Genomic DNA, 21,107 nt, shown 5'->3' on the forward strand with positions numbered 1-21,107 from the left:
TCGCCCGGACGTAAGGAAAGCCCGATGCCGCTCCCGACCCCCGCCCCCGTCCACGGTGAAGTCGCCGAAGGTTTCGAGCCGGTGGCCGAGGCGTTCCGGCAGAACTTCACCGACCGCGACGAACTCGGCGCCGCGGTCGCCGTGGTGGTCCGCGGCCGCACCGTGGTCGACCTCTGGGGCGGCTGGACGGACGAGACCCGTCGGACGCCGTGGCAGCGGCCGACCCTCACGAACGTGTGGTCGGCCACCAAGGGCCTGGTCGCGCTGTGCGCGTTGCAGCTGGTGGAGAGCGACGACCTCGACCTCGACGCGCCGGTCGCCCGCTACTGGCCCGAGTTCGCGGCGGCGGGCAAGGCCGCCATCCCCGTGCGGTGGCTGCTGTCCCACCGCTCCGGCGTCACCGGGGTCTCACCCGAGCACCCGGTGCAGGTCGAGGATCTGCTCGACTGGCCGAAGATGACCGGCCTGCTCGCCGCGCAGGAGCCGCTGGTCGAACCGGGTTCGGCGAGCGGGTACCACGCGCTGTCCTACGGTTTCCTCGTCGGCGAGGTGATCGCCCGGATCACCGGGCAGACCGTCGGCGAGTTCTTCCGCGCCAACGTGGCCCGACCGCTCAACGTGGACGTCCACATCGGAGTGAGCCCCGACGACCTCGCCCGCTGCTCGACCGTGGTCGAGCCGGCCCCGGGTCCGGGTCCGGAAAGGACGGACGTGGTGCCGGACCGCGCGACGCTGGCCGCGCTCGCCAACCCGATCCCCCGGGGCACGATCGCGAACCTCACCCGCTGGCGCGTCGCGGAAGTGCCGGCGGCCAACGGACACGGCACCGCCCACGGCCTGGCCACGGTCTACGGCGCGCTCGCCGACGGTTCGGAGCGGCTGCTGCGCCACGACACGATCGAGCTCGGCCGCACCGGCCAGGGCCGCTGCCGGGACCTGGTGATGGGGCTCGACAACGAGTTCGGCCTCGGCTTCTGCCTCGGCAGCGAACAGCTCAGCTTCGGTCCCAACCCGCGTGGCTTCGGCCACGACGGATTCGGCGGCTCGACCGGGTTCGCCGACCCGGAGAGCGGAGTCGGCTTCGGCTACGTGATGAACCGGATGGGCACCCACCTCCGCGATGACCCCCGCAAGATGGCGCTCGTCGAAGCGACCTACGCGAGCCTCGCGCTCAGCCTTCGCTGAACGTGCGGTACTCCTGCGCGGCCATCAGCTTCGTCTCCCCGGCGCGCACGTCGACCGTGACGAGCCAGCCTTCGCCGTACGGGTCGTCGTTCACGATCTCCGGGCTGTCGGCGAGCAGGCCGTTGACCGCGGTGACCACACCGGACACCGGCGCGTAGACCTCCGCGACGCTCTTGGTCGACTCGATCTCGCCGAACGGCTCGCCCGCGGCCAGCGTGGCACCGACCGCCGGCAGCGTCACGGAAATGATGTCCCCCAGCTCGTCCTGCGCGAAATCGCTGATGCCGATGCGCGCGGAGTCGGCCGGCAGCCGCCGCACCCACTGGTGGGTGTCCGTGTACTCGACCTCGGGGTCCACTTCGGCCATTTCGGTGCCAACCCTTTCGCTGCCGGACGCCATGCGGTTCACTGCCGGACGAGCGTAGAACGTCCGCGACCGCCGCGACGGCGTCGTCACATGAGTCTTTCGAAGGCTCACGCTCGGAAGATCGAATGCTTCCCGGCCGGCACCCAGCGTGCGCGGCCGAGCGCGGCGCGCGATAAAACTTCTGTCAATGTCCCGCCAACGCGCGCGCGGCATGCTGGCCGGGCGCCGGTCCCCGCACCGGCTCGCGAAATGCGGACGAGCAAGGAAAGAGCACCATGGAACACGTTGCGGTCCGGCCCCACCCCGTCGCCCTGCGGCCGCGGGTCACGCGGCAGGTGTCGATCCGGGTCGAAGCCACCGACGCGCTCAGCGCCACCGGTCTGCGGCTGGTCCTCGAAGGCCACGCCGGACTCGTCCGCACCCGTCCCGGCACGCGGCCCGACGTGCTCGTGTTCTCGGCGCCGCACGTGAATGCCGGCGCCGTGGCACAGCTGCGAAAGCTGCAACCGGCCGAGAGCGTGCCGGTCGTCCTGCTCACCGCCGGGGTGGACGAAGAAGCGCTGCTCACGTTGATCGAGCACGGTGTCGTCGCCATCGTCGACCGGAAGTCGGCCGACGGCGCCGAACTCGCCGCCGCGGTGTTCGCCGCCACGCACCGGCACAGCGTGATGCCGCAGGAGCTGCTCGGCACGCTCATCGGCCTCGTGCGGCGGATGCAGCGCGAAACGCTCGGCCCGCTGGGCGTGAACAGCGCCGGCCTCACCGAGCGCGAGGTCGAGGTGCTGCGCCTGCTCGCCGACGGCGCCGAGACCGCCGAGATCGCGCGGAAGCTGACGTATTCGGAAAGCACCATCAAACACGTCCTGCACAGCCTCACCACCCGCTACAAGCTGCGCAACCGGGTGCAGGCCGTGGCGTTCGCCCTGCGCGCCGGCGTGCTGTGACCGGTGCGCTCACCCGCACCGCTTGCCCTGGGTGGATTCATTCGCGTTCCCTGGGCGCAAGCACCGGATTTGTCATGTGACCGAACTCTTGCGAACCCCGTGAACGGCGACCCCGCTCAGTATCTTCGAGGGGAGAAGGGCACCGCAGGAGGAAGGATTCGCCGTGACGTCCTGGTCACCCCCCGCGGCGAGGCCGCGCCGATCGCTCACCGAAGTCGCCGTGGCGGTCTTCGGCCCCGACCCACTCACCACCGAGGCCATCCGCAAGCTCCTCGGCGTCGAAGCCGCTCGCCTCACCGACGCCGAACCACCGGACGTCACCGTGGTCGCCGACGACCGCTTCGCCCCCACCACCCTGCGCTGCGTCCAGGCCGCGGCCGCCCTCGGCGCGCCGATCGTGCTGCTGACCACCGACGTCCGCGAGCATTCCCTGCTGTCGCTGGTGAGCCACGGCGTGGCCGCGGTCCTCGACCGCGCGACCACCACGGGCGCCGACCTCGCCGACGCGGTGCTCTCGAGTGCCAACGGCGCCGCCGTGATGTCGCCGCAGCTGCTCGGCAGCCTCGTCGCGCAGATCCGCGGCCTGCAGAGCAACGTGCTGGAGCCCCTGGGCTACACCGGACCCGGACTGTCCACGCGGGAGGTCGAGATCCTCCGCATGCTCGCCGAGGGCGTCGAGACCCGCGAGATCGCGAAGACGCTGGTCTACTCGGAGAGCACGGTGAAGAAGGACCTGGCCTCGATCATCGGCCGGTTCAACCTGCGCAACCGCACACAGGCGGTGGCGTTCGCCTTGCGGGCCGGGGTTCTCTGAGCCGGCCGGGCCCGGCTCAGCCGATCGCGGTGACCAGCCCGTTGCGGCTGCCGATCACGAGCGCGCCGTCGCCGGTGAGCGCGGGATAGCTGTCGACCTTGCCACCGAGATCGACGTCGAAGAGCCGGCCGCCGTCGGGGCCGAACCCGTAGGCGTGGCCGTTTTCCCCGCCGAAGTAGAGGTGGTGGGCCGGATCGACCACCGTCGAGCTCCAGATCTGCGCGCCGATGGGACCGTAGTCGGCGACCGCACGTCCGGTGTGGACGTCGAACACGTGCACCTGTCCACTGTGGTCGGCCACGTAGGCGAGACCGCTGGGCGTGACCGCGGGCGAGGAGTACGTGATCACGCGGGGCGCCTGCCAGGCGAGCGTGCCGTCCGGGTGGTAGGCCCACTCGGCGCGGCCGTTGGTGCCCAGCAGCACGGTGCCGTCCGGCGCGAGCCCCGCCGACACCTCCGTGAGGTCGTCGTGCGGATCGGCCCGCCACGCCACCCGGCCGGAACCGCCCCGGTCGTCGAGCGCGATCAGCGCCGAGTCGGCCGTGGTGTACACGCGGCCCTTGCCGTCGGTGACCACCGAGCCGTACGAGGTCGTTCCCGCGTCGACGGTCCAGGCGAGGTGGTGGCCGCCGGTAGCGGTCACGTCGAGCGCGGACACGCTTCCGTCGCCGGCGCCGAGGTAGACCCGCTGCCCGTTCACGGACACCGGTGACGTGACGCGGGACGAGAACGCCTGAGTCCACAGTGGCCGGCCCGCCGCGGTCAACGCGATCAGGTCCTCGCCGCTCGGGAGGAGGATCGTGCCGCCGGGGAGCACGAGCGGGGAGATCGAGAGGTCGCCGCCGACCGGGTTCTTCGTGTCGTAGGTCCACTTGTCGTGACCGTCGGCCGGATCGAGGGCGTGCAGCACTCCGCCGTTCGAGGCCACGTAGACCGTGCCGTCCGCGCCGACCACCGGCCCCGGTGTCACGGCGCCTTCGAGCCGGCGCTGCCAGCGGATGGTGCCGTGCGTCGGGCCGGTGGTAGCCGAGGTCCCCGAGTGCCGCGCGTCGTGCAACGCCGAAGGCCACGGCGCCCACGCCGTGGTGCCGGCCGGTTCCGTCGGGAACGGGAACGAGGGCGCCCGAGCGGGCGTGACCGGAGCCGCGCCACAGGCGGCCAGCAGCAGCCCACCGGCGACGGCGAGAGCGGAACGTCGGAACAACACGATCCCGAAGCTACTGGCGAGCACCGCCACGACGGGGTGAGGCGGTGATTACGAAACCCTGACCACCACAGCGATTCACGGCCCGGGCGCGAAGCACGGCGAGCGTTAGCCGACGGTAAGGGATCTTTGTCGTGACGCGGCGCACACTACGAACAGTTGCCGTCGAGTCCGAGGAGCGAGCTCATGCAGAGGTCACCCGAAACCGCCCGCCCCCAGCACCTCGGCCGCAAGGCGTGGGTCATCCCCGTCGCGGCGGCGGGCTTCGCCCTGTTCGTCGCCGCCGGTGCGCGCGTGGCGGCCATCTTCGCCGAGTCGATGATGAGCGGTGTCGCGCTCATCGGCTCGTGGCTGATCCTCACGCTGGGCCTCGCCTACGCGGGCACACGGCTGCGGCCGGGCCTCGGCGCCGCGTTGTTCGTCGGCTTCGCCGTGGGTGTCCTCGCTGTCGCGTTCTTCGGCGGCATGCACATGCTCACCTGAAAATCACTGCTGTGCCGGGAAAACGTGTCGGTTCGGCCGAGAACGAGTGACCACGCGGCCAGTGCACGCCGACTTAGGCTCGGAGCATGATCAGTCCGCTGAGCGCGGCGCTCACCCTGACCCTGCTCCTGGGTTCGGCACCGAGTGCGTCCGCCGCCACCACCACCCGTGATCCGGTCGCCTCGGACGTCGTGGCCCCGGCCGTCTCGTCAGCCACGAACGTCGCGCCGGGTACCACCGTGTCCGGCCGCGTCTACCTCGCCGATCGCGATCCGGCGGGCCTGGCCGCGTATGCCTCGGCCGTGTCCGATCCGGACTCGAGCTCCTACGGCCACTACCTCACCGCCGCCCAGGCGCTGACGCGCTTCGGCCCGGCACCGGAGCAAGCCGACCGGGTCGCCGGCTGGCTGACCTCGAACCACCTGCGCGTGACCGCGCGCACGCAGAACTACCTCACTTTCGCCGGCCCGGCCTCCGCCGTGGACACCGCGTTCGCCGTGACCCTCAAGAGCTTCTCCCGCCACGGCGCCACGTACCGGTCCACCGCGCAGCAGCCCTCGGTTCCGGCCGCGGTGGCGCACGACGTGCTGGCCGTGACCGGACTCGACGACACCCCGCGCCGCACCACCTCCGGCACCGCGCTGCCCGCGCACCCCGCGCCGGTCGAGGGTGCTCCGGCGCCCTCGGTCAGCGACACGGTTACCCCTACCGACGCCCAGCCCGAGCCGGTGTTCCGCAACGCCGGCCCGTTGTCCGACTACTACGGCGAAAAGGTCGCGACGAACCTGCCCGCGGTCGACGGTGCCCAGGTGCCCTACGCGGTGCGCGGCTACACCGGCACGCAGCTGCGCGACGTCTACGGGGCGAAGCCCGGGATGACCGGCGCCGGCGTGAAGATCGCCGTGATCACGGCGTACGCCTCGCCCACGCTGCTCTCGGACCTGGGCCAGTACGCCGCGCGCAACGGTGACGCCGCCTACCGTCCGGGCCAGATCCGGCAGGTGACGCCCACGGCGTACACCAACCTCGACGTCTGCGACCCGGGCGGCCAGTTCGGTGAGCAGACATTGGACACCGAGGTCGTGCACGCCCTCGCGCCGGCGGCCGACCTCACCGTGGTGAGCTCGGCGTCGTGCCGCAGCGAGGACTTCTACGACTCGATCGCGACCGTGGTCGACCACCACCTCGCCGACATCGTGTCCAACTCCTGGTACGCCGTCGATCCCGTCACCCCCGCCGACCACGCCACTGTGGACAGCCTGCTGCAGCTCGGCGCCGTGCAGGGCATCGGCTTCTACGCGGCGTCCGGTGACAACGGCGACCTCGGTGACTTCCGGCTCGACAACACCCACACCGGTGAGGTCGACTTCCCCGCGCGCGACCCGTGGGTCACGGCCGTCGGCGGAACCACGCTCGCCATCGGCGCCGGTGACAAGTACCTGTGGGAGACCGGCTGGGGCTCGCACAGCGCGCCGCTGAGCGCCGACGGTTCCGCCTGGCAGGGCCCGCCCGGCGGCTTCATCAACGGCACCGGCGGCGGCGCGGTGCCCGGCACCGCGCAACCGGCGTACCAGCGCGGAATCGTGCCGGACGTACTGTCGCATCCGGACGGATCGGCCACCGCGGTGCGCGTGACGCCGGACATCGCCGCGGTCGGCGACCCCACCACCGGGTTCGTCACCGGTGACACACAGCTCTTCCCCGACGGCACCAAGCAGTACAACGAGCACCGCATCGGGGGCACCTCGGTGGCGGCGCCGGTGATCGCCGGCATCCAGGCCCTCGCGCAGCAGCTCACCGGCAAACCGCTCGGCTTCGCCAACCCGCTGATCTACCGGAAGTACCGCGACCGGCTGTTCCGCGACCCGACCGGAAACCCGCTGGGCACCGGCCGGAACCCGGCCCTGGTGCGCGTCGACTACGCCAACTCGCTCGACGCGAGCGAGGGTTTGGTCACGACGCTGCGCACCACCGGCCTCGACACCTCGCTCACCACGACACCCGGCTACGACACCACCACCGGCGTCGGCACGCCGACCGCCGCGTACCTGGCGTCCTTCGCGCGCGAATAGCCCGAACCGGCCCCGGCAGCGGCAGCCGGGGCCGGCCCGGTCAGCTCACCGGCAGGGTGATGCTCGTCAGGTCAGGCTGACGGCCACCCGTGAGCACCGGCGGCCGCGGGGTGCCGACCGAGCCGTCGGCGGCCAGGGGGTAGCTGGTGACGCTGCCGTCGCCGTTGGTGTTGAAGTTGGCGTTGTACAGGCTTTTGCCGTCGTGGGACAGCGCGATGCCTTCGGCGCCGTTGCCGCCGGTCGCCACGGCCGGGCCGGCCGGGCGCAGGCCCGTGGCGGTCACGGTGAACGTGGTGATGTGGCCGGGACCGGTGCCGTTGGCGAAATTGGCGATGTAGGCGCGATCGCCCTGGGCCGTGAGGGCGATGCCGCGGGGTTCGTCGGCCGGGTTCGCCACCGTGCTCACCACGGCGGGCCGCGAATCGGTGCCCAGGCGGAGGAAACTCACGCTGTCGGCGAGTGAGTTGGTCACGAGCGCGTGGGCGCTGTCCGGCGTGATGGCCGCGAAGAACGCGCCCTTGCCGGTGGCGACGGTCGTGACCCAGGTGAGGCTGCCGTCGGCGGCGACGGAGAACGCCGAGACGTCACCGGAGGCGCTGTTGGCCGTGAGCACGGTGTGGCCGTCGGGCGAGACGGCGACGGCGGTGGTCCCGCGGCCGTGCGCGGGGACCGTGGCCACGCCGTGGGGCCGGCCGTCGGCGGAAACGCGGTAGTGGGAAACGGTTCCGTCGCCGCCGTTGCTGAAGTTGGCGGTGTAGAGGTTCTTGCCGTCCGGGCTCAGCGCGATGCCCGACGGGGTCACGGGTTCCGGCGCCGGCCCGTGTTCGGCCGGGAACGCGGTGAGGCGACCGTCGGCTTCGATCCGGTATGGCGTGACATCACGGGTGCCCCAGTTGCCGACGTAGAGCCATTTTCCGTCGTGCGAACGGATCGACGCCTGCGGGTGAGTGTCGCCCTTGCCCACCGGCAGGGAGATCGCCGGGGCTTTCAGCGAACCGTCGTCCGCGAGGGTGAATTCGGCGATGGTGTCCGACGCCCAGTTGGTGACGTACACCGCGCGTGGACCGGGGGCCGCGGGCGTGGTGGGCCCGGCCGAACAAGCCGTGAGCCCGGCCACGACCACGAGGCCGCCGGCCACCAAGCGCTTCACCATGGATGTTCCCCCGCGTCGAAGAGTCCGATCGGAACCAGACTAATCGGCGGCGTGCGGGAACCAGTAGTTTCCGATTCCTTACGGCGCTTGACTCAACCCGCGCCGCTTCCCTCCACTTCGGACGTCAGCGCACCAGGGCGGTGGGCGCGTCCTCCTCGCTTTCGGCCAGCGGCTCGAACTCGTGGACGCCCGCGAGATCGGCACCCATCGAGATGTTGGTGACCCGCTCGAGGATGACCTCCACGATCACGGGCACGCGGTACTCGGCCGCGAGCTGGCGGGCCTTTTCGAAGCCCGCGCGCAGGTCCTCGGGCCGGCGCACGCGGATCGCCTTGCAGCCCAGGCCCTCGGCCACCTTCACGTGGTCCACGCCGTAGCCGGCGGTCTCGGGCGAGTTCACGTTCTCGAAGCCCAGCTGCACGTTGTAGTCCATGTCGAACGCGCGCTGCGCCTGCCGGATCAGGCCGAGGTAGGAGTTGTTCACCAGCACGTGCACATACGGCCGGTTGAACTGCGCGCCGACGGCCAGCTCTTCGATCATGAACTGGAAGTCGTAGTCGCCGCTGATCGCCACGACCTCGGCTTCCGGGTCGGCGCTGGCGACGCCGAGCGCGGCCGGCACCGTCCAGCCGAGCGGCCCGGCCTGACCGCAGTTGATCCAGTGCCGCGGCCGGTACACGTGCAGGAACTGCGCGGCGGCGATCTGCGAGAGACCGATGGCCGAGACGTAACGGGTGTCCGGGCCGAACACTCGGTTCATCTCCTCGTACACGCGCTGCGGCTTGATCGGCACCTCGTCGAAGTGGGTCTTGCGTTCCATCGTCGCCTTGCGCCGGGCGCAGTCGGCGGCCCACGCCGACCGGTCGGCCAACTCCCCGGCGGCCTGCCGATCCCGCGCGGCCGCCACGAACTGCTGGAGCGCGGCCTTCGCGTCGGACACGATGCCGTAGTGCGGCGCGAACACGCGGCCGATCTGCGTCGGCTCGATGTCGACGTGCACGAAGGTGCGCTCGCCGCGGTACACGTCGAGGTCACCGGTGTGCCGGTTGGCCCAGCGGTTGCCGATGCCCAGCACGAAATCGGACTCGAGCATGGTCGCGTTGGCGCCGCGGTGGCTCGTCTGGATCCCCGCCATGCCGACCATCAGCGGGTGGTCGTCGGGGATCGTGCCCCAGCCCATGAGGGTCGGGATCACCGGCACGCCGGTGAGCTCGGCGAACTCGACCAGCAGGTCGGCGCCGTCGGCGTTGATGATGCCACCGCCGGCCACGATCACCGGCCGCTCGGCCGCGGCCAGCAGGTCGAGCGCGCGGTCGACCTGGGCCCGAGTCGCGGCCGGCTTGGCGACCGGCAGCGGCTCGTAGGAGTCGATGTCGAACTCGATCTCGGCCAGCTGCACGTCGATCGGCAGGTCGACGAGCACCGGACCGGGCCGGCCGGTGCGCATGAGCCAGAACGCCTTCTGGATCGTGCCCGGGACCTGCGCGGGCTCCATCACCGTCACGGCCCACTTGGTCACCGGGGCGGCGATGGCGGCGATGTCGACGGCCTGGAAGTCCTCCTTGTGCAACTTCGCCACCGGCGCTTGTCCGGTGATGCACAGGATCGGGATGGAATCCGCGCTCGCCGAGTACAGACCGGTGATCATGTCCGTGCCCGCCGGCCCCGAGGTGCCCAGGCACACGCCGATGTTGCCCGGCTCGGTCCGCGTGTACCCCTCCGCCATGTGCGAGGCTCCTTCGACATGGCGGGCGAGGGTGTGGGCGATGTTCCCGTCGCGGCGCAGCGCCGCGTAGAACGGGTTGATGGCGGCGCCGGGCAGCCCGAACGCCTGGGTGATGCCTTCTCGGCGCAGCACGGCGACGGCGGCGTCGGCCGCGGTCATTCTGGGCATGGTTCCACTCCTGACTGAGGAACTACTGGTGGGTCCGGCCGGCGAGCTCTTCGGTGAGCTTGAGCAGACCGGAGTGGTCGAGTCCGCCGTCGCCACGCGCGACGAGGGCGGCGATCAGCTGGGCGACCGCACTGCCGAGGGGGATCGCCACCCCGGCCTCCCGTGCAGCCGCGGTGACGATGCCCATGTCCTTGTGGTGCAAGGAAAGGCGGAAACCGGGGGTGAAATCGCGCTTGAGCATGCCGGCGGACTTGCGCTCCAGCACGGTGCTGCCGGCCAGCCCGCCCCCGAGCACCTCGACGGCCACCGCCGGGTCCACATCGGACGCTTCGGCGAGCACGAGCGCCTCGGCCAGCAGCTGCAGGTGACCGGCCACCATCAGCTGGTTGGCGGCCTTCACCGTCTGGCCCGCACCGTGGGGCCCGACGTGCACGACCGTCCGGCCGACCGCGTCGAACACCGGCTTGGCGGCGGCGAAGTCTTCGGCGGCACCACCGACCATGATGGACAGCACACCCTCGACGGCACCGGCTTCCCCGCCGGACACCGGCGCGTCGAGTACCCGCACCCCGACCTCGGCACCGGCCTCGGCGACCTTGCGCGACGTCGCCGGCTCGATGGTGCTCATGTCGATGAACAGCTGTCCGCGGTGCGAGTGCTCGAAAATGCCGCCCTCGCCCATGGCCAAGGCCGCGACGTCGGGCGAGTCGGGCACCATCGTGATCACGAAATCAGCCCCGTCGACCGCTTCCGCGATGCTCGACGCACCTCGGCCACCCGCGGCGACGAAGGCCTCGACCCGCCGCGGGCTGCGGTTGTAGCCGACGACGTCGTGCCCGGCCTTGACCAGGTTCTCGGCCATCGGCAGGCCCATGATGCCCAGCCCGAAGAAACCCACCGTGCTCATCGTGAGAACTCGCTTTCGGAAAACCGACGCTCAGGAACGCGTCTCGAGGGGATCGACGCCGCGGATCGACGCGTCGAGCAGCTGGATCGGGTGCACGACCGGGATGCCCTGGTCGAGGAACCGGCGGATCTGCAGCAGACAGCCGGCGTTGGCGGTGGCCACCACGTCCGGCTCGACGTCCGCGAGGTGCTTCGCCTTGCGACGGCCCAGTTCCTCGGCCGTCTCGGGCTGCACGAGGTTGTAGATCCCGGCCGACCCGCAGCACAGCTCCGCCTCGGCGATGTCGTGCACGGACAGCCCGGGAATGCTTCGCAGGAGCTCACGCGGCTGCCGGCGGATGCCCTGGGCGTTGGCCAGGTGGCAGGCGTCGTGGTAGGCGACCTTGGTGCTCAGCTCGTGCCGCGGCGCGCGGGCCGGCAGGTCCGCGACGAGTTCGTTGACGTCGCGCACCCGCGCCGAGAAGGTCTTCGCCCGCTCGGCGTACTCCGGCACGTCGGCCAGCAGATCGCCGTACTCCTTGAGCGTGGAGCCGCACCCGGCGACGTTGGCCACCACGACGTCGAGGTCGTACCGCTCGAACATCTCGATCGTCGCCTTGGCCCGGGTGAGCCCGTCGGCCTCCTGTCCCGCGTGGACGGACAGTGCACCGCAGCACTGATTGTCCTGCGGCACGTAGACGTCACAGCCTTCGGCGGCGAGCACGCGGATGGTCGCCGCGTTCACGTCGCCGAAGAACACGCGGTTCGCGCAGCCCGCGAGCAGGCCCACGCGCAGCCGCGCCTCGCCGGGTGCCTGAAGCGTGCGTTCGGGCGTCTTGCGGAACAGCGCCCGCAGGGTCACCGGCGGCAGCAGCGCCTCCAATGCCCGCAGCCGCGGCGGCAGCGCTTTCAGCACGCCCAGGCGGTGCACGAGCGCACGGATGCCGAGACGGCTGTAGAGCAGGCCACCGAACGCCGCGAACCGCAGCCGGCGCGGGTACGGGAAGAGCGAGAACACGAACGCGCGGAACACCTTGTCGAAGAAACCCCGCGGCACGTGGCGCTCGACCTGTGGCCGCACGGATTCGATGAGCTTGTCGTACTGCACGCCCGAGGGGCACGCCGTGGTGCACGCGAGGCAGCCGAGGCAGGTGTCGATGTGGTGGCCGAACGTCTCGTCCAGGCCGATCTCGCCCTTGGCGGCCAGATCCATCAGGTAGATGCGGCCGCGCGGCGACTCCATTTCCTGACCCGTGACCACATAGGTCGGGCACGTGGGCAGGCAGAAGCCACAGTGGACGCAGTCGTCGAGCAGGTTCTGCCGCGGCGGGTGGTGCTCGTCGAACGAGCTGTCGACGGTCGACGTCATGACGCACGCTCCTCGTTCTCGAGCCAAGGGGTGAACCGGCCCGCACCGAACCGGCCCGCGGGGTCGAACTGTCGCTTCACGGCCCGCAGCACACCGACCGGTGCCGGCGGCGGACCCCAACCACTGCGGTCGGAAAGGCCTTCGCGGTGCAGCACGGTCACGGCCGCACCGAACTCCGTGTGCAGCCGGGCGAGGAGCTCGTCGTGGTCACCGCCTTCGAAGCGCGCGGTGTGCACCCCGATCGCGACGGAACTGGTGGCGCTCGCCAGCTTCTCGACCACCGCGGGACCCGCGGCCGGCAACGTGCCGATCCGCACGACCGTCGCGTTCGGACCGCCGTCGGCCACCGCCGCGACGCTTTCCCAAGCCGTGGCGGCTTCCTCGTCGCTGAGCGCGCGGGCCGATGCACCGGCGAGCCGGCACACCTCGGCTTCGCGCTGCCGGACCCCGGCCTCGGTTCCCTCGAGCTTCACCAGGAGCCGCCCGTCGCACCATTCGAGCGCCGACGCTTCCCAGCCGGTCATCACGATCTTCCCGGCCAGCTCGAACGCCTCGGCGACGCCGGCGTCCACGGCCACCGTGCTCGTCGCCTGCGGAAGCGGATGCAGCCGCAGCACGACTTCGGCGACGACCCCGAGCGTGCCGAGCGAACCGTGGAAGAGCTTCGCCAGGTCGTACCCCGCGACGTTCTTGATCACGTGCCCGCCGGAGCTCGCGACCGTGGCGTCGCCGAGCACCACGGTGGTGCCGATGACCAGGTCGCGCAGGCTGCCGAACGCCGTGCGCAACGGCCCGGCGTCGGCCGTGGCCAGCAGTCCGCCGACCGTGGCGCCGTGGCGGGCCCGGGCCGGGTCGAAGGCCACGCGCTGGCCCGCTTCGGCGAGCGTCTGCTGGATCGCGGTGAACGGCGTGCCGGCCAGCACCGCGATCGTGAGGTCGGCCGGCGCGTACTTGACCACGCCGGACAGCGCGGTGGTGTCGACGATCGCGTCGGCCGGCGCCGCGGGCGCGCCCCAACCAGCCGCGGTGCCCGCACCGGTGATGAGCAGCCGCGGATGCGTCCCGGCGGTGTCGGCCACCGCGGCGCGCACTTCGTCCACAGTGGACGGGGAGAGCGAGTGCACGGCCCTCACATCCGTTCGATCAGGCCGGCGGCTTCGAGCGGGTGCGGTTTGTAGACACCCGGCCGTTCGCCGCACAACCGCGGCGTCGGCAGCAGTTTGCCCGGGTTGCTGATGCCTTCGGGGTCGAAGGCGAGCCGCAGCCGGGCCATCGTGGCCAGATCGTCGGCGCTGAACTGCCGGGGCATCGAACACGCCTTGTCGGTGCCGATGCCGTGCTCACCGGAGAGCGAGCCACCGAGGTCCACGCACAGCTCGGCGATGGAGCGCGACAGCGCCTCGGCCTCCTCGTGCTCGCCGGCGGCCTCGCTGTAGAGCACCAGCGGGTGCAGGTTGCCGTCGCCGGCGTGGAACACGTTCGCCACGCGCAGGCCGGCGGCCGCGGCGAGCTCCGCGATCCGCGTCAACGCGGTGGCGAGCTGCGTGCGCGGGACGACACCGTCCTGCACGAAGTAGTTGGGGCTGATCCGCCCGACCGCGGCGAAGGCGGCCTTGCGGCCCCGCCACACGAGCGCGCGCTCCTCCGCGGTGGCGGGGATGCGCAGCTTGGTGGCACCGAAGCGGTCACACAGCCGGCGGACCTGCGCGAACTGCGCGTCGACCTCGGCCTGCGGGCCGTCGAGCTCCACCACCAGCGCCGCGGCCGCGTCGCGCGAATAGCCGGCGTCGACCGCGGCTTCGACGGCTTCGATGGCCAGCGCGTCCATCATCTCGACCGCCGCCGGCACGATGCCGTCCTCGATCACGGCGCTCACGGTGTCCCCGGCCTGCTCCACGGACGGGAAATCGGCGACGAGGGTTTTCACCGCGGCCGGTTTGGCCAGCAGCTTCACGGTGATGCGCGTGGCGATGCCGAGTGTGCCCTCGGAGCCGATGAACGCGCCGAGCAGGTCGTAGCCGCCGAGGTGCGGGCTGTCGCCGCCGAGCACCGTGGTCGTGCCGTCGGGCAGCACCACCTCGGCGGAGTGGACGTGGTGCACGGTGAAGCCGTACTTGAGGCAGTGGGCGCCACCGGAGTTCTCCGCGATGTTGCCGCCGATCGTGCACACCTGCTGCGACGACGGGTCCGGCGCGAAGTACAGCCCGTACGGCGCCGCCGCCCGGCTGATGTCCACATTGGTCACTCCGGGCTCGACGACCGCGCGCCGGTTCACCACGTCGATCTCGACCACGGATCGCAGGCGCTGCAACGAGATCACGACTCCGTCGGCCACCGGCAGCGCACCACCGGACAGCCCGCTGCCGGCGCCGCGGGCGACGAACGGCACGCCGTGCTTCGCGCAGACCCGCACGGCCGCGGCCACCGCGTCAGCCGTGGCCGGCACCAGAACCAGCGACGGGACCACGCGGAACCCGGTCAACCCGTCGCACTCGTAGGACCGCAGCGCGACCGGGTCGGACACCACCGCTCCGGCACCGACGGCCTCGACGAATTCAGCGTGCAAGTGCTGGAGCACCGTCGCCACCTCCACCAGGTCGTCCCCGGGCGTCCGGGAGGGCTGAAAGTCAAGTCGTCGCCCGACCAACGCTAACCCTCAGCCCACGGCGTCACAAGGCCTGAGGCCCAGAAATTTCCACCAAGTGTAATTTAGCTTCCGCATTGTGAAATTACTCCTGGCTGTCGCGGAGCGCTCGGAGGCGGTCCGCGAGGTCGGTGAAGCTCACGGCGGCGAGGTCGCAGTCGGTGTTCCCGGCGGTGTCGGCCGGGCGGTCAGGTCCCTTTTCCCCGGGCCGCTCCACGAAGGCCGTGTGGAACCCGGCGTCGCGCGCGCCGTGGATGTCCCAGGTGTGGGCCGCGACCATGAGGACGTTGCGCGGTTCGACGTCGAGCAGCTTCGCGGCGTTGAGGTACGCGCGGCGGTCCGGTTTGTACGCGCCGACGTTCTCGGCCGACACGATCGCGTCGAAGCCGAGACCGGCGCCCTTCACGACGTGGGCCAACTGGGCGAAGCCGCCGTTGGACAGCGCGACCACCAGGAAATCGCGGCGCAGCTCGGCCAGCCCCTCGGCGGCGTCCGGCCACGGCGGCAGCGCGTCCCAGGCGCGCACCATCCGTTCGCGGGCTTCGGCGTCGATCCCGGAGACGCCGAACTCCGCGAGACACTGATCGAGCGCTTCGCGGTGCACGGCGTCGAGGTTCGCCCACTCCCGTTCGCCGCTGTTGATCTGCGCGACGGCCGGCAGGTAGCGCTCGCGCCAGGCGTCCACGAGCGCGGCGTGGTCGAAGTCGTTCTCGTGGTGGGCGCGCAGGCCGTCGAGCACGCCGCGGCGCCAGTCCACAGTGGTCCCGAACACGTCCACGGCGACCACCGTCACCTCGCTGACATCGAACATCTCGCTCCGTTCTCGTTGCTAATCCGGGCGTACTCCCAGCCACGCGTCGAGCTCGTGGCGGCCCGCGTCGGTGAGGTCGACGGCGCGGCTCGCCTCGAGCAGGTCGATCCAGCCCAGCTCGAGCAGCCGGCTCTTCACCGCGGCGCCGAGGCTGCCCGCGAGGTGGTGGCGGCGTTCGCTCCAGTCCATGCACGGCCGCGCCAGCGGTCGCGCGCGCCCGCTCAAGTCGTCGACGTCGATTCCGCGCGCCGCCAGCTCCGCGCGGCCTTCGGCGGACACCCGGTAGACGTCGCGGTCCTCCACGAGGAAACCCTTGCGCAGGAAGGCATCGTTGATCGCGACGCCCACGGTGCCGGCGAGGTGGTCGTAACAAACCCTGGCCTCACGCAGCTTCCGGCCACGCGTGGCTTCCCGCAACGACTTCGCGGGCCCGGGCGGCGCGAGCAGCAGCAGGCCCTCGATCGCGTCGGCCACCGGGCTCGCGATCCGGTACAGCCGCTGACGTCCGGACACCTCGACCACCACGAGGCCGCCGTCCTTGAGCTTGCGCAAGTGTGTGCTCGCGAGTGAGGCCGAAATGCCGACCTCGACCATCAGGGCCGACACGGGCTGCGGGCGTCCGTCGAGCAACAGCAGCAACATCGCCGCGCGGTTGCGGTCGGACAGGAGGAAGCCGATCCGGGCGAGATCCGCGTCACCTGCCATGAAGTCACGATAACTCGGGAACAGTTGAGCGGCGGTTGAACAATGGCCGGTGTGCCTGGGCTGCCGGCTCGCGTCTTCGGTCGCGGTCAGCGTCCGCGGTGTATCGGCCTGGCGCGCTCGGATCGCCTATCGGTTTTCGAGGATCACCTCGGCGCTATCCGACGCTGCCGGTTCCGTTGCCGTTGCCCGTTCCGTGGTTGTTCGTGCCATTGCCGTTGCCGTCGCCGTTGGTCGTGCCGTTGCCGTTGGCCGTTCCGTTGCCGTTGGTCGCGATCGGCCCCACGGCCAGCTCCGCCCACACCGTCTTCCCGGTCGCCGTCACCTCCTGGCCCCACGCGACGCACACGGCGTCGACGAGGTGGAGGCCGCGTCCGCCGTTGTCGTCCGGGGGGCGGGGGTGCGCGCGGGCCGCGGTGCTGTCGTCGACCTCGATGCGGACGAGGCCAGGGCGGCGCAGGAGCCGCACGCAGCGTGGTGGGCCGCCGTGGGAGACCGCGTTGCTGGTGAGCTCGTCGACGACCTGGACGATGTCGATCACCACGTCGGGCTCGACGTCCGTGAGGTGCGCGCGCGTCCAGCTCCGCACCAGGTGCAGCTCGTCACCGCCGCCGGTCAGCGGCAGCGCCGTCATCGCCGGGTCCGGCTCGAGCGCACAGGACAGTCCACCAGCGGTCAGGGCTCCTTAGGGAACTTCGGCATGATCCAGCGTCCTGATACCCCGATCGGCGGCAGTTGAAGCATCCCGAGGCCGGCGCGGTGTGATCCCGGTCGCGTGGGTCCGGACCACGGGGCGCGGCCAGTAGGCTCGGGCGCCATGGGGTTTCGGCGCGGGCTGGCGCTGCTGGTCGCCGCCACGTTCTTCATGGAGATCATCGACGCGACCGTGATCGCGCCCGCGGCACCGCTGATGGCGGCCGATCTGGGCGTGAGCTCCGTCGACGTGAACGTGACCATCACGGCCTACGTCCTCACGCTCGGCGTCCTCATCCCGATCAGCGGCTGGCTCACCGACCGCTTCGGCGCGCGCCGCGTGTTCGCGACCGCACTTGTGTTGTTCACGTTGTCCTCATTGGCGTGTGCGTTCGCCCCCAACCTTGTTCTTTTGACAACAGCCCGCGTGGTGCAAGGCGTCGGCGGCGCGATGATGGTGCCCGTCGGCCGGCTGGTCGTGCTCCGGGCCACCCCCAAGAAAGACCTGGTGCGCGCGGTCGCGTACCTCACCTGGCCGGCCTTGCTCGCACCCGTGGTGGCGCCGGTCGTCGGCGGGCTGCTGGCGCAGTACGCGTCGTGGCGGTGGATCTTCGTGATCAACCTGCCGCTCGGGGTCGCCGCGCTGGCCGTGGCCTGGGCGATCGTGCCCGACCTGCGCGCGGAGCGACCGGCCCCGTTCGACCGGGCCGGGTTCGCGTGGGTCGCCGTCGGCACCGCGGCGCTGGTCGTGGCGCTCGAAGGCCTCGGCTCGGGCTTCGGCCCCGTGACCGCCGTGGCGCTGGCGGTGGCGGCCGGGGGGCTCGGCTCGGCCGTGCGGCACCTGCTGCGCGCCCCGAACCCCCTGCTCGACCTGCGGATCCTGCGCATCGCGACCTACCGCATCACGGCCGCCACGGGCTCGATCTACCGCGGCGTGATCACCGCGATCCCGTTCGTGCTACCGCTGCTGTTCCAGCTCGGGTTCGGCTGGTCCGCCGCGCGCGCCGGGCTGGTCGTGATCGCGTTGTTCGTGGGCAACGTCGGCATCAAACCCGCCACCACGCCCCTGATGCGCGCCTTCGGCATCCGCACGGTGCTGCTCGCGTCGATCGTCGTCGGCGCCGCCTGCCTCGTCGGCCTGGCGTTCGTGCGAGCCGACACCCCGCTGCCGGTGCTGCTCGCCCTCCTGCTCGTGAGCGGCATCGCACGATCCACCGGCTTCACGGCCTACAACAGCGTGGCGTTCGCCGACGTCGACGAGCCCCTGATGAACCACGCCAACACCCTGCTGTCGACCCTGCAGGAGCTCGGCGCCGGCCTCGGCGTGGCCATCGGCGCCCTCCTCATCCGCGCCGGCGGCCTGCTCACCACGGACGCGCCCGGCCCGTTCCGCGTGGCGCTGGCCCTGTTGGCCGTACTGCTGGTGATCCCGTTCGTCGCCGCGATCCGGCTGTCGCGCAGCGCCGGCAACGTCGTCACCGGGCGGCTGTCCCGGCAAGGATGAGGTCGATCCCGGCGAGGAACTGCTCGCGGTCGTCGTGGTCGCGCGCCTGGCGCGCCACGGCCCGGGTGAACGGGTACTCGTCCGGGTCGAGCTCCTCCCACGCCGCCGACACGGCGTCGAGGAACTCCGCACGGCCCACCTCGGACCCGGCGACGCGCGCGTTCGACGCGTTCTGCGCGGCCGCGCCCAAGATGTAGTGCATCAACGCCGAGGCCGCCGTGAACCAGCTCTCCTGGGGCACGCCCAGCGCGCCGACCTGGCGGCCGAGGCTCTCGAACAGCCGCAGGGGCACGGGTTTCGCCGGCCCGAGCGACAGCTGCAGCGTCACCTGCGTGGCGAGCCAGGGGTGTTCGGCGATCGCGGTGAACAGCCCGAGCGCGACCGCGCGGATCTCGTCCTGCGGCGAGCGCACCGGTGCTTCCGGCTTGGCCAGCTCGACGCACTCGTCGGCGGCGACCGGGGTGACGGGCGCGGGCAACGCGGCGGCCACCACGGCGTCGGTCGCCGCTTCGAGCAGCTCGCTCTTGTTCGCCACGTGCCAGTAGATCGCGCCGGGCCCGGTGGCGAGCCGCTCGCTCAGCGCGCGGAAGGTGAGCCCGCCTTCGCCGGCCGCGTCGAGCAGCTCGACGGCGGCCGCGGTGATGCGCTCGCGGGAGAGCGCGTCCGTCCGCCGCGGTGACTTGCGAGTGGTGTTGCGCTCGACCATGCCGCCATCTTGACACATCATGGAATGTTGTTCCAACATTGGAACAACATTCCATAGCGATCCCCGAGGAGTCACTCATGAACACCGTCACGATCATCGGCGCCGGGCTCGGCGGTCTCGTGCTCGCTCGCGTGCTGCACGTCAACGGCATCCCGGCCACGGTCTACGAAGCCGAGGCCTCCGCCGGCGCGCGGGCACAGGGCGGGATGCTCGACATCCACGACTACAACGGCCAGCTCGCCATCGAGGCCGCCGACCTGGTGGACGAGTTCGGCGGCCTCGTTCTCGACGGCCGCCAGCAGATGCGCGTTCTCGACCCCGACGGCACCGTCCTGCTCGACCGAGCCGACGACGGCACCGGAGGCCGCCCCGAAGTGCAACGCGCGCAGCTGCGGCAGCTCCTGCTCGACTCACTGCCCGCCGGCACCGTGCGCTGGGACCACAAGGTGGTCGAGGCCCGAACGCTCGCCGACGGCCGCCACGAGGTGACCTTCGCCGACGGCCGCGTCGTCGCCACTGACCTACTGGTGGGCGCCGACGGCGCCTGGTCGCGCATCCGGCCGCTGCTGTCGGACGCCGTCCCGGTGTACGCCGGCACCTCGTTCGTCGAGACCTACCTCTACGAGACCGACACCCGCCACCCGGCCGCCGCGAAGGCCGTCGGCGGTGGCTCGCTGATCTCGCCCGCGCCCGGCCGGGAGATCCACGCCCACCGCGAAGCCGGCGACACCCTGCACACCTACGTGGTCCTCACGCGTTCCCAGGAGTGGTTCGCCGCCATCGACTTCACCGACCCGGCCGCGGCCGCGGCCCGCGTCGCCGAGGAGTTCGCCGGCTGGGCCCCGGAACTCACGGCGCTGATCACCGACGGCGACACCCCGCCCCTCCTGCGTCCGCACCACACCCTGCCAAACGACCACCGCTGGTCCCGCGTCCCGGGCGTCACCCTCCTCGGCGACGCCGCCCACCTCATGCCCCCCAACGGCGAAGGCGCCAACCTCGCCATGCTCGACGCCGCCGAACTCGCCCAGGCTCTCGCCGCCCACCCGGACGACGTGGAGGCCGCGTTGTCCGAATTCGAACACGCGATGTTCCCCCGCAGCCAGGCCGTCGCGGTCGAAGGTGCGGAAATGCAGGAAGTCTTCGCCCGCGAAACCTCGGCCCGCGACCTGGTCGCCCTCTTCACCGCAGCCGAGTAAGCCGCGAACCCGCCCGTGGGCGCCGGCCACACCGCCGCGCCCACGGCCGGATCCGCGGAACTCCTAGCGCGGCTCCTCCCGAGCAGCCAAAGCCCGACCACGCTCCGACTCCGGAAACTTCGCCAGCATCGCTGTCAACTCCCCCGTCCCCACGTCCGCCCCGAACGCGGCTCGAGCCGCACCCCTTCAGCCAAGCCGCCCGCATTCACCGGATCGAAGCCGAACGCATCAACCACAGCGGACACCGCCTTCACCGCCACAGGGTCATCGCCGACCACACCGCCCCGCCCACAGCGAGATCCGCAGGGCCGCCAGCGCGGCTCTGCCCGAGCAACCAGCGCCCGACCACGCTCCGACCGCCGAAACCTCCCCATCGGCCTCGAACGCCGCCGCGCTCGACTCGAGCCGCACCCCCTCAGCCAACCCGCCCGCATTCACCGGATCGAAGCCCAGCCCATCAACCACAGTGGACACCGCC

Annotated in this window: 19 protein-coding genes; 7 read left to right on the forward strand and 12 right to left on the reverse strand. The window is 71.5% G+C overall.

The genetic code is table 11. The features are described 5' to 3' along the window. The first annotated feature begins 24 nt into the window (after positions 1 to 24). Positions 25 to 1,185, forward strand: coding sequence for a serine hydrolase domain-containing protein (locus VSH64_RS25580; protein WP_326565217.1), 1,161 nt, complete (start codon positions 25 to 27; stop codon positions 1,183 to 1,185). Here the strand turns inward: VSH64_RS25580 and gcvH are convergent. Then, complete coding sequence (gene gcvH, locus VSH64_RS25585; RefSeq protein WP_326565218.1) at positions 1,172 to 1,552, reverse strand: glycine cleavage system protein GcvH; 381 nt, start codon at positions 1,550 to 1,552, stop codon at positions 1,172 to 1,174. The two genes, VSH64_RS25580 and gcvH, sit on opposite strands and share 14 nt — an antisense overlap. Positions 1,553 to 1,827: 275 nt before the next feature. Between gcvH and VSH64_RS25590 the strand changes: the two genes are divergently transcribed. Beyond that, entirely contained in the window at positions 1,828 to 2,496 is a 669-nt protein-coding gene (locus VSH64_RS25590) for a helix-turn-helix transcriptional regulator (protein WP_326565219.1), read from the forward strand. 163 nt (positions 2,497 to 2,659) lie between these two features. Then, positions 2,660 to 3,310: a helix-turn-helix transcriptional regulator gene (locus VSH64_RS25595; protein ID WP_326565220.1), complete on the forward strand. Its 651-nt coding sequence runs from the start codon at positions 2,660 to 2,662 to the stop codon at positions 3,308 to 3,310. 16 nt (positions 3,311 to 3,326) lie between these two features. Here VSH64_RS25595 and VSH64_RS25600 read toward each other — a convergent pair whose 3' ends face one another. After that, a complete protein-coding gene (locus VSH64_RS25600) occupies positions 3,327 to 4,517 on the reverse strand; it encodes an outer membrane protein assembly factor BamB family protein (RefSeq protein ID WP_326565221.1) in 1,191 nt (396 codons plus the stop codon). 183 nt (positions 4,518 to 4,700) lie between these two features. On the opposite strand from VSH64_RS25600, the gene VSH64_RS25605 reads away from it, so the two are divergent. After that, entirely contained in the window at positions 4,701 to 4,997 is a 297-nt protein-coding gene (locus VSH64_RS25605) for a hypothetical protein (protein ID WP_326565222.1), read from the forward strand. Positions 4,998 to 5,083: 86 nt separating this feature from the next. Then, complete coding sequence (locus tag VSH64_RS25610; RefSeq protein ID WP_326565223.1) at positions 5,084 to 7,069, forward strand: S53 family peptidase; 1,986 nt, start codon at positions 5,084 to 5,086, stop codon at positions 7,067 to 7,069. A gap of 40 nt (positions 7,070 to 7,109) precedes the next feature. Here the strand turns inward: VSH64_RS25610 and VSH64_RS25615 are convergent, their stop codons facing one another. The 9 genes from VSH64_RS25615 to VSH64_RS25655 form a co-directional block, all read right to left on the reverse strand. Beyond that, positions 7,110 to 8,222 carry a lactonase family protein gene (locus VSH64_RS25615; RefSeq protein ID WP_326565224.1) on the reverse strand — a complete coding sequence of 371 codons (1,113 nt, stop codon included), beginning with the start codon at positions 8,220 to 8,222 and terminating at the stop codon, positions 7,110 to 7,112. A 124-nt stretch (positions 8,223 to 8,346) separates the two neighbouring features. Continuing rightward, positions 8,347 to 10,116: a glyoxylate carboligase gene (gene gcl, locus VSH64_RS25620; RefSeq protein WP_326565225.1), complete on the reverse strand. Its 1,770-nt coding sequence runs from the start codon at positions 10,114 to 10,116 to the stop codon at positions 8,347 to 8,349. A gap of 22 nt (positions 10,117 to 10,138) precedes the next feature. Beyond that, a complete protein-coding gene (locus VSH64_RS25625) occupies positions 10,139 to 11,023 on the reverse strand; it encodes a 2-hydroxy-3-oxopropionate reductase (protein ID WP_407655560.1) in 885 nt (294 codons plus the stop codon). 30 nt (positions 11,024 to 11,053) lie between these two features. Next, the gene (locus VSH64_RS25630) at positions 11,054 to 12,370 is read right to left on the reverse strand and encodes a (Fe-S)-binding protein (RefSeq protein WP_326565226.1); all 1,317 of its coding nucleotides are present in this window, start codon (positions 12,368 to 12,370) and stop codon (positions 11,054 to 11,056) included. Further along, positions 12,367 to 13,494 carry an FAD-binding protein gene (locus VSH64_RS25635; RefSeq protein ID WP_326565227.1) on the reverse strand — a complete coding sequence of 376 codons (1,128 nt, stop codon included), beginning with the start codon at positions 13,492 to 13,494 and terminating at the stop codon, positions 12,367 to 12,369. Before VSH64_RS25635 ends, VSH64_RS25630 begins: the two co-directional genes overlap by 4 nt. Before the next feature lie 5 nt (positions 13,495 to 13,499). Beyond that, positions 13,500 to 14,948 (reverse strand): FAD-linked oxidase C-terminal domain-containing protein, encoded by a 1,449-nt coding sequence (locus VSH64_RS25640; RefSeq protein WP_326565228.1) that lies wholly within the window; start codon positions 14,946 to 14,948, stop codon positions 13,500 to 13,502. Positions 14,949 to 15,099: 151 nt separating this feature from the next. Next, positions 15,100 to 15,825: a haloacid dehalogenase type II gene (locus VSH64_RS25645; protein ID WP_326565229.1), complete on the reverse strand. Its 726-nt coding sequence runs from the start codon at positions 15,823 to 15,825 to the stop codon at positions 15,100 to 15,102. Between the two features lie 18 nt (positions 15,826 to 15,843). Further along, entirely contained in the window at positions 15,844 to 16,530 is a 687-nt protein-coding gene (locus VSH64_RS25650; RefSeq protein WP_326565230.1) for an ArsR/SmtB family transcription factor, read from the reverse strand. Positions 16,531 to 16,684: 154 nt separating this feature from the next. Then, entirely contained in the window at positions 16,685 to 17,161 is a 477-nt protein-coding gene (locus tag VSH64_RS25655) for an ATP-binding protein (RefSeq protein WP_326565231.1), read from the reverse strand. A gap of 183 nt (positions 17,162 to 17,344) precedes the next feature. On the opposite strand from VSH64_RS25655, the gene VSH64_RS25660 reads away from it, so the two are divergent. Continuing rightward, positions 17,345 to 18,724, forward strand: coding sequence for an MFS transporter (locus VSH64_RS25660; protein ID WP_326565232.1), 1,380 nt, complete (start codon positions 17,345 to 17,347; stop codon positions 18,722 to 18,724). On the opposite strand, the gene VSH64_RS25665 is transcribed toward VSH64_RS25660, so the two are convergent. Further along, complete coding sequence (locus VSH64_RS25665; protein ID WP_326565233.1) at positions 18,696 to 19,430, reverse strand: TetR/AcrR family transcriptional regulator; 735 nt, start codon at positions 19,428 to 19,430, stop codon at positions 18,696 to 18,698. The genes VSH64_RS25660 and VSH64_RS25665 overlap by 29 nt on opposite strands. Positions 19,431 to 19,507: 77 nt before the next feature. On the opposite strand from VSH64_RS25665, the gene VSH64_RS25670 reads away from it, so the two are divergent. Then, entirely contained in the window at positions 19,508 to 20,629 is a 1,122-nt protein-coding gene (locus VSH64_RS25670; protein WP_326565234.1) for an FAD-dependent oxidoreductase, read from the forward strand. Positions 20,630 to 21,107 lie beyond the last annotated feature (478 nt).

The sequence above is a fragment of the Amycolatopsis rhabdoformis genome (assembly GCF_035918295.1).
Classification (GTDB): Bacteria; Actinomycetota; Actinomycetes; order Mycobacteriales; family Pseudonocardiaceae; genus Amycolatopsis; species Amycolatopsis rhabdoformis.

Bases quoted from the DNA above. Each gene is read 5' to 3' on its own strand.
- VSH64_RS25580 (WP_326565217.1), top strand. From the start codon at position 25: ATGCCGCTCCCGACCCCCGCCCCCGTCCACGGTGAAGTCGCCGAAGGT.
- gcvH (WP_326565218.1), bottom strand. From the start codon at position 1,552: ATGGCCGAAGTGGACCCCGAGGTCGAGTACACGGACACCCACCAGTGG.
- VSH64_RS25590 (WP_326565219.1), top strand. From the start codon at position 1,828: ATGGAACACGTTGCGGTCCGGCCCCACCCCGTCGCCCTGCGGCCGCGG.
- VSH64_RS25605 (WP_326565222.1), top strand. From the start codon at position 4,701: ATGCAGAGGTCACCCGAAACCGCCCGCCCCCAGCACCTCGGCCGCAAG.
- VSH64_RS25610 (WP_326565223.1), top strand. From the start codon at position 5,084: ATGATCAGTCCGCTGAGCGCGGCGCTCACCCTGACCCTGCTCCTGGGT.
- VSH64_RS25615 (WP_326565224.1), bottom strand. From the start codon at position 8,222: ATGGTGAAGCGCTTGGTGGCCGGCGGCCTCGTGGTCGTGGCCGGGCTC.
- gcl (WP_326565225.1), bottom strand. From the start codon at position 10,116: ATGCCCAGAATGACCGCGGCCGACGCCGCCGTCGCCGTGCTGCGCCGA.
- VSH64_RS25625 (WP_407655560.1), bottom strand. From the start codon at position 11,023: ATGAGCACGGTGGGTTTCTTCGGGCTGGGCATCATGGGCCTGCCGATG.
- VSH64_RS25630 (WP_326565226.1), bottom strand. From the start codon at position 12,370: ATGACGTCGACCGTCGACAGCTCGTTCGACGAGCACCACCCGCCGCGG.
- VSH64_RS25645 (WP_326565229.1), bottom strand. From the start codon at position 15,825: ATGTTCGATGTCAGCGAGGTGACGGTGGTCGCCGTGGACGTGTTCGGG.
- VSH64_RS25650 (WP_326565230.1), bottom strand. From the start codon at position 16,530: ATGGCAGGTGACGCGGATCTCGCCCGGATCGGCTTCCTCCTGTCCGAC.
- VSH64_RS25655 (WP_326565231.1), bottom strand. From the start codon at position 17,161: ATGACGGCGCTGCCGCTGACCGGCGGCGGTGACGAGCTGCACCTGGTG.
- VSH64_RS25660 (WP_326565232.1), top strand. From the start codon at position 17,345: ATGGGGTTTCGGCGCGGGCTGGCGCTGCTGGTCGCCGCCACGTTCTTC.
- VSH64_RS25665 (WP_326565233.1), bottom strand. From the start codon at position 19,430: ATGGTCGAGCGCAACACCACTCGCAAGTCACCGCGGCGGACGGACGCG.
- VSH64_RS25670 (WP_326565234.1), top strand. From the start codon at position 19,508: ATGAACACCGTCACGATCATCGGCGCCGGGCTCGGCGGTCTCGTGCTC.